This window comes from Pradoshia sp., assembly GCF_051873915.1.
In the GTDB taxonomy this organism is placed as follows: domain Bacteria; phylum Bacillota; class Bacilli; order Bacillales; family Pradoshiaceae; genus Pradoshia.
In genome coordinates this window covers 1-6,441 of the sequence record NZ_JBJEFJ010000163.1, presented here as the reverse complement: position 1 = coordinate 6,441, position 6,441 = coordinate 1, and the positions used below count along the sequence as shown (strand labels likewise).

Here is a 6,441-nt window from a genome sequence, read left to right as displayed (position 1 = left end):
CAATAAACCAACCATAAATAATCCTTTTGTGTAAAAACAACTTAAATTAAGCAAAAATAGAACGTTTGCACTATTTACCATAAAAATTATTTTAAAACAACTCTTGAATTTCATTTTTTACCCTAAATAGTCCAAAATTTTAAGCGAAAAGTTCCTTTTTTTCAACAAAATATGATAAAATTCTTAATTAGTACAGAAGTAGGAAACTGATTGTTTCTTGAGGAGGATTATTCGTTTATGTTTTCGAGAGATATTGGGATCGATTTGGGCACGGCGAATGTGCTCATCCACGTAAAGGGTAAGGGCATCGTTTTAAATGAGCCCTCTGTTGTTGCGCTTGATAAGAACACAAATCGAGTGCTGGCTGTTGGAGAAGAAGCGCGTCGCATGGTTGGACGGACACCGGGAAACATCATCGCGATTCGCCCATTGAAGGATGGCGTCATTGCAGACTTTGATGTGACGGAATCCATGCTGAAGTATTTCATTAACAAGCTGGATGTGAAAGGTGTATTAACAAAGCCGCGCATCCTCATTTGCTGCCCGACAAACATCACAAGTGTTGAGCAGAAGGCCATTCGTGAAGCGGCTGAGAAGAGCGGCGGCAAGAAGGTTTATTTAGAAGAAGAGCCGAAGATTGCGGCAATCGGTGCTGGAATGGATATCTTCCAGCCAAGTGGTAACATGGTTATTGACATCGGCGGTGGAACAACGGATATCGCCGTTCTTTCCATGGGTGACATCGTAACATCTGCATCCATCAAAATGGCCGGCGATAAATTCGATGCCGAGATTTTAAATTACATCAAGCGTAAATACAAGCTATTAATCGGTGAACGGACAGCAGAGGATATTAAAGTCAAAGTAGCAACGGTATTCAAGGGATCACGCAACGAGACAATCGAGGTGCGTGGACGTGATATGGTAACTGGACTTCCTAGAACCATCACAGTTGGTTCAGAGGAAATTGAAGAAGCCTTACGTGAATCCATTTATGTTATTGTTCATGCAGCTAAGACGGTTCTTGAACAAACTCCTCCAGAATTATCAGCAGATATCATTGACCGCGGAATCATCCTGACTGGCGGTGGCGCTTTGCTTCACGGCATTGAGCAGCTGATGGCAGATGAATTGAGAGTTCCTGTCATCATCGCAGAAAGTCCAATGGATTGCGTGGCCATCGGTACAGGCATCATGCTTGAGAACATCGACAGAATAGCACGACGTAAACTAGTTTAATCAATCACTCCTTAGAGGACCCGGCAGGACGTATGGCCGGGTCTTATTTTTATGCCGGTAATTAGGTCGAAAGTCTGTGTACGATTGCCTGCGGATTCCCGATATAAAAAGATATAGAGTAAATTGCCTTTTGGAAGAGGTGTCGAGATGTTTAAGGGTTTTTACACAGCGGCTTCAGGGATGATTGCCCAGCAGCGCCGCACCGAGTTGCTGACGAATAACTTGGCGAATGCGGAGACGGTCGGCTATAAAGAGGACGAGGCGAGTGTGCGCTCGTTTCCGGCAATGCTTTTGCACAGCTATGAGAGTGAAAAGGTTCCGGTCAAGAATTCCTTCGATGTGAGGAAGTCGAGCTATGTTGGGGCGATTAATACGGGTGTATATGTTCAGGAGTCCATTCCTTCCTTTTCTCAAGGCGGGGTGAAGGAGACGGAGAACAGCACGGATTTGGCTCTCATTGACGGGCGTCTGCCAATCGATCCAGAGACAGGTACAGCTGGGACAGTCCTGTTCATGGTGGAGTCGGCAAATGGTCCTCTTTATACGAGAAACGGGAACTTTACGCTCGATGGCAGCGGCTTTTTAACGACTGCGAGCGGACAATACATATTGGATGAGAATGGCGGGAGGATTCAGCTTGCGTCTGAGAACTTTACGGTATCAAAGGATGGGTATATGACCGAGAATGGTCAGCAGATGGCCCGTATCGGTGCAGCCTTCAGCGCGAACCCGCAAGGAGAGCTCATTAAGGAGGGGGACGGGCTGTATCGCTTGAACGGCGGTGAGCTTGCTTCTGCCTATGAAACGGATAATGTGAGTTTCACGATGCGCCAGGGTGCGATTGAGCAATCGAATGTGGATTCATCGAAGACGATGACGGAGCTGATGACAGCTTACCGGACGTTTGAGGCGAATCAAAAGATTATTCAGGCATATGATAAGAGCATGGATAAAGCGGTCAATGAAATTGGACGGATATAGGGGGAGCGAGCGATGAATAGAATGATGATAACCGCCTCAAATACGATGGGGCAGCTGCAGAAGAAGCTCGACACAGTTTCCCATAACCTCGCTAATTCGGAAACGACCGGCTATAAGAGCAAGCAGGCATACTTCTCTGACTTTCTCGTACAGGAGATAAATAATCAGGAGCGGACAGGGAAGGAGAAGGGGCGGCTGACACCAAATGGCATCCGAGTCGGCACCGGCGCTATCATGAGCCAGTCCCAACTGAATACAGGTCTTGGGACGATCAAAAAAACAGACCGGGATTTAGATGTGGCGCTCAATAAGGAGAATCTTTACTTCACCGTAAGCGTTCAAAACGGGGCGAATCGAGAGACGCGCTTTACAAGGGACGGCGCCTTTTATTTAAGCCCAGTCGGTGATCAGCTGCAGCTGGTTACGTCAGAAGGGTATCCGGTTCTTAATGCGAATAATGAAGCTATCCTGATTGGATCTGACATGAAGGAGCTGACATTTGCCTCCGACGGTGAAATTCGTGTAACCTATGAAAATAATGGCACGGAAACAATTGATTTAGGCATCATCTCTGTTGAAAAACCACAATTTTTGGAAAATGTGAGCGATAATACTTTTACTCTCCCGAATAATATGGCACAATTGGGGGTAACAGAAAACGAAATTTATACCCCGCTGACCGGTGCCTTGAGAAACCAGGTTTCTCTTACGCAAGGGGCGCTCGAGCAATCGAATGTCGATGTGAGCACGGAAATGACTGAGTTAATTCAAGTGCAGAGGCAGTATCAATTCCAATCCCGTGCCGTAAGCATGGCAGATCAAATGATGGGGCTGGTGAACGGGATTCGTTAAAGGAGTAGAGCAATGCAAGCAGTGGTTAGTAAGAAGAACGAACAGCCAGAGTCAACTGAGCCTAATAGCCGCATAGAGAGAAAGAAAACGACTGAGGTGGAAGAGAAGATCAGGCTTCGAATTGTGCCGATTTGGGCGCGCATCCTGATTGTTGCCGTACTCGCTGTCACAGCAGCCATTGGCGGAGCCATGATTGGCTATTCGGTCATTGGTGACGGGAAAGCCGGCGATGTCTTCGAGAAATCCACATGGACTCATATTTCAGACTTAGTCAACAAGGATACGAAAACAACGGGTGAATAACCATGATGCGGGAGGGGCGGATACCCCTCCTGTTTTTTATGACTAGTGTGTAAAAATTGAGGAGGATACATATGCTTGATATCAATCAGATCAAAGAAATCATTCCCCACCGTTACCCTTTTCTTTTAGTAGACCGAATCATTGAGGTGGAAGAGGGGAAAAGGGCAGTCGGAATCAAGAATGTGAGCGCCAATGAACCATTCTTCTCCGGGCATTTCCCTGAGTATCCAGTCATGCCGGGCGTCTTGATTGTAGAGGCATTGGCCCAGGTCGGCGCGGTGTCTGTGTTAATGAAGGAAGAGAATAAAGGAAAAACGCCATTCTTCGCAGGCATTGACAGCTGCCGCTTTAAGAAGCAGGTCACACCTGGCGATCAACTAAGACTGGAAGTCGAGATGACGCGCGTACGGGGCTCCATCGGCAAAGGGAAGGGCGTTGCCACGGTTGACGGGGAAATTGTCTGTGAAACGGAACTGATTTTTGCCCTTGGGTAATCCGAATACATAGGCCAAATTGTCGAAATTCGACTAAAAAGGTTTAATATGGAGTGAAAGTTGGTTATTAAGAAGAATATGAATCGCTATTGGCCATTCATATTATCATGGTGGATAACCATATCACTTCTCCCTCTTAGCAAGCCTGAATCTGGGCTTGCTTCTTTTTTTTGCCTTCTCATAATCAAGCGCGTTCGGGGAACTCTATAAAAGACCTTTGGTCAAGACTTGAAAATGGAAAGGAGCAAGATCCGAATGCAAAAAATTCTAAAGGCATTGCTTGGCGTGGCTATGGCTTCTGTATTAATGGTGGGCTGTAACAATAATGATGATAATGATACAAACCCTCCTCCGGAAACCAATACAGATATCAACGACAACAACGATGCGAATGACTTAAACGACGCGAACGACACGAACAACAACCGTGAAAATAATGGCGTCGATACACTTGATGACGACCTCAGAGATGATATGGATAATATCAAGGATGACGTCGAGACAGATACGAACGATTTAATCGACGATGCGACAGACAGAACGGATGATAATAATAAAAGAGACAACAATCGATAAACAAAAAACTGGCGGGGATTAATTCCCGCCAGTTTTTTTCACTTATCGGTTTCCGGAGCGGAGGCTGTCGCGAAAAGCGCTCTTCAACTGCGCACCGGTCAGTCCCTCATCAATTAGATCATCAAGCAGGAGTTCAGCCATCTCACGTCTGCGGTTGCGCAGCTTTCCGCTGAACAATACGCTCACATAATCCTCCATCTCGCGTGCATTTCTGAAGAAGGCCTCAAAGAAAGCAGGGGTGTTATCCTTCTTCGTGATGACACAGCTGACAATAAAGGAATCCCCTTTTCCATCAAGCTGTTTTTTGACCAATTCATATTGCTCAGTGTTCATTAATGCTTCAATCAGCCAGGTGCTTGCCTCATTTTCCTTATTAATAATAAGGCCATCAACAAGCTCAATCTCCTCTGCTTCCCCGTCCTCTGTCACCAGCTGCAGTGAAACAAGCTTAAAGGTCTTCATAGACGCCCTCCATTTCTCCATTTTTTTCTATTATAGCATGAGCAGGCTAATGACAAGGAATGAGGAATTTGTCGAAGAGATTGTCAAAAGTCGACCACCCACTCTACTTCCTATTGGCAAAAAGTCAATTTGCCTAGAGAAACAGAAAGTTTATCGCTAAAAAACAGCTGAAACTTCAAATTAGGCAAATGTACAATGGGTCTGAATACCCATTATGATACGGATACATTCACAAAAAGAGAGGTGAAAATACATGCTGAACCAAGTGACACTCGTGGGCAGGCTCACGAAAAATCCTGAACTGCGCTACACCCCTGATGGAAAGGCTGTCTCCAATATTACATTGGCCGTAAAACGGAGCTTCCGGAATGCGAACGGAGAATATGTCGTCGATTTCGTCAACTGCACCCTTTGGAACCGAATCGCTGAAAACACATCGATTTATTGCCAGAAGGGATCGGTTGTTGGCATTACCGGCAAGATTCAAACCCGTACCTACGAAAACCCAGATGGCAAGCGAACTTTCGTCACAGAGGTCATTGTGGAGAATGTAAGCTTCATGGACCGCAAGAATGTCGAGAAAAAGCAGGCGGCAGGGACACAGGAAGCGAGTGAGCCCGCCCTATGAATGAACGCGAAATGCTTGCCGACCTCATCCGCATCCTCGGCAGTGTAAACAGCCGTGTTTGCACAGCAGAAAACGACCTCCAACGGATCGAGAATATTCTCCAAATGCTTATCAATGAAATCGCTGATTTGAAGGAACGTAATTATCAATACCAAGAATGATGAATTCCCAACACCCCTTAACTCAACATCCTCATTACTTTAGAAAAGTGAATACACTCCTCTTGATGCCGCCGAATATGCGCGGCTTTTTCTATTGGAAATACATTTGTGCAAAATATCACAAAAAATTCTGTCATAATAGAGAGGAAACCACTTATACATAGAGCGAGAGGAGATATGATCCATGAAAAGCAGACAGCTAGAAATCATCTTATTTTGGATTGTTATGGTACTTATGCTTGCGGGCACCATGTGCATGTATATAAGCGGGCTCAGCACAAAGGGCTTCATGGGCATCCTGACATGTCTATCCTTACTTGTCATCAGCCTCTGGCAATGGAAGTCGAAGCACCCGCTGGACTCCATTCTGATTAGCATGACGTACATATTCATTTTTATATCTGTTGGCATCGGAACATTCGGAGGTGCCTATGCCATTCATCATTTCGATGACTTCCTTCATGTTACATCAGGCATCTGGCTTGGCTACGCGGCCCTTGTGCTCGGCCGCCAGTTAATCGGGAAGAAACTCGCCGGACAAGTACCAAAACATTTCTGGGCCACCATCATGATTGTCTTTGCCTTGGCCACTGCAGGAGCCTGGGAGCTGCTCGAATTTGCCGGAGACAAAATCCTTCACTTCACTGCCCAAGGGCGAGATCCAGATGACACGATGTTTGATATGATGGACGGGTTAATCGGGGGCATGATTAGTGCTGTCTTTTATTTGGTTAAGAAGTGAAAC

At 45.8% G+C, this 6,441-nt stretch carries 10 protein-coding genes; 9 read left to right on the top strand and 1 reads right to left on the bottom strand.

What is annotated here, in order from left to right; all coding sequences use genetic code 11:
• The first annotated feature begins 237 nt into the window (after positions 1 to 237).
• The 6 genes from ACI35L_RS14440 to ACI35L_RS14415 all read left to right on the top strand — a co-directional run bounded on the left by ACI35L_RS14440 (position 238) and on the right by ACI35L_RS14415 (position 4,445).
• Positions 238 to 1,239 (top strand): rod shape-determining protein, encoded by a 1,002-nt coding sequence (locus ACI35L_RS14440; protein WP_049669336.1) that lies wholly within the window; start codon positions 238 to 240, stop codon positions 1,237 to 1,239.
• A 147-nt stretch (positions 1,240 to 1,386) separates the two neighbouring features.
• Positions 1,387 to 2,220 (top strand): flagellar hook-basal body protein, encoded by an 834-nt coding sequence (locus ACI35L_RS14435; RefSeq protein WP_439803157.1) that lies wholly within the window; start codon positions 1,387 to 1,389, stop codon positions 2,218 to 2,220.
• 12 nt (positions 2,221 to 2,232) lie between these two features.
• Positions 2,233 to 3,072, top strand: coding sequence for a flagellar hook-basal body protein (locus tag ACI35L_RS14430; RefSeq protein WP_049669338.1), 840 nt, complete (start codon positions 2,233 to 2,235; stop codon positions 3,070 to 3,072).
• A 12-nt stretch (positions 3,073 to 3,084) separates the two neighbouring features.
• On the top strand, positions 3,085 to 3,375 hold the full coding sequence (locus tag ACI35L_RS14425) for a DNA-directed RNA polymerase subunit beta (RefSeq protein WP_049669339.1): 291 nt from the start codon (positions 3,085 to 3,087) through the stop codon (positions 3,373 to 3,375).
• Positions 3,376 to 3,446: 71 nt separating this feature from the next.
• Positions 3,447 to 3,869, top strand: a complete 423-nt coding sequence (gene fabZ, locus ACI35L_RS14420; protein WP_049669340.1) for a 3-hydroxyacyl-ACP dehydratase FabZ — start codon at positions 3,447 to 3,449, stop codon at positions 3,867 to 3,869.
• A 255-nt stretch (positions 3,870 to 4,124) separates the two neighbouring features.
• Positions 4,125 to 4,445 (top strand): hypothetical protein, encoded by a 321-nt coding sequence (locus ACI35L_RS14415; RefSeq protein ID WP_049669341.1) that lies wholly within the window; start codon positions 4,125 to 4,127, stop codon positions 4,443 to 4,445.
• 42 nt (positions 4,446 to 4,487) lie between these two features.
• Here the strand turns inward: ACI35L_RS14415 and ACI35L_RS14410 are convergent, their stop codons facing one another.
• Positions 4,488 to 4,907 carry a YwpF family protein gene (locus tag ACI35L_RS14410; RefSeq protein ID WP_439803156.1) on the bottom strand — a complete coding sequence of 140 codons (420 nt, stop codon included), beginning with the start codon at positions 4,905 to 4,907 and terminating at the stop codon, positions 4,488 to 4,490.
• A gap of 253 nt (positions 4,908 to 5,160) precedes the next feature.
• On the opposite strand from ACI35L_RS14410, the gene ACI35L_RS14405 reads away from it, so the two are divergent.
• The 3 genes from ACI35L_RS14405 (at position 5,161) to ACI35L_RS14395 (ending at position 6,438) form a co-directional block, all read left to right on the top strand.
• Positions 5,161 to 5,535: a single-stranded DNA-binding protein gene (locus ACI35L_RS14405; RefSeq protein ID WP_049669343.1), complete on the top strand. Its 375-nt coding sequence runs from the start codon at positions 5,161 to 5,163 to the stop codon at positions 5,533 to 5,535.
• Positions 5,532 to 5,696 (top strand): hypothetical protein, encoded by a 165-nt coding sequence (locus tag ACI35L_RS14400; protein ID WP_156185523.1) that lies wholly within the window; start codon positions 5,532 to 5,534, stop codon positions 5,694 to 5,696. The genes ACI35L_RS14405 and ACI35L_RS14400 overlap by 4 nt, the downstream gene beginning before the upstream one ends.
• Before the next feature lie 184 nt (positions 5,697 to 5,880).
• Positions 5,881 to 6,438, top strand: coding sequence for a hypothetical protein (locus tag ACI35L_RS14395; protein WP_439803155.1), 558 nt, complete (start codon positions 5,881 to 5,883; stop codon positions 6,436 to 6,438).
• Positions 6,439 to 6,441 lie beyond the last annotated feature (3 nt).

Excerpts from the sequence above, each read along its gene's own strand:
- ACI35L_RS14440 (WP_049669336.1), top strand. The coding sequence starts at position 238 with ATGTTTTCGAGAGATATTGGGATCGATTTGGGCACGGCGAATGTGCTC.
- ACI35L_RS14435 (WP_439803157.1), top strand. The coding sequence starts at position 1,387 with ATGTTTAAGGGTTTTTACACAGCGGCTTCAGGGATGATTGCCCAGCAG.
- ACI35L_RS14430 (WP_049669338.1), top strand. The coding sequence starts at position 2,233 with ATGAATAGAATGATGATAACCGCCTCAAATACGATGGGGCAGCTGCAG.
- ACI35L_RS14425 (WP_049669339.1), top strand. The coding sequence starts at position 3,085 with ATGCAAGCAGTGGTTAGTAAGAAGAACGAACAGCCAGAGTCAACTGAG.
- fabZ (WP_049669340.1), top strand. The coding sequence starts at position 3,447 with ATGCTTGATATCAATCAGATCAAAGAAATCATTCCCCACCGTTACCCT.
- ACI35L_RS14415 (WP_049669341.1), top strand. The coding sequence starts at position 4,125 with ATGCAAAAAATTCTAAAGGCATTGCTTGGCGTGGCTATGGCTTCTGTA.
- ACI35L_RS14410 (WP_439803156.1), bottom strand. The coding sequence starts at position 4,907 with ATGAAGACCTTTAAGCTTGTTTCACTGCAGCTGGTGACAGAGGACGGG.
- ACI35L_RS14405 (WP_049669343.1), top strand. The coding sequence starts at position 5,161 with ATGCTGAACCAAGTGACACTCGTGGGCAGGCTCACGAAAAATCCTGAA.
- ACI35L_RS14400 (WP_156185523.1), top strand. The coding sequence starts at position 5,532 with ATGAATGAACGCGAAATGCTTGCCGACCTCATCCGCATCCTCGGCAGT.
- ACI35L_RS14395 (WP_439803155.1), top strand. The coding sequence starts at position 5,881 with ATGAAAAGCAGACAGCTAGAAATCATCTTATTTTGGATTGTTATGGTA.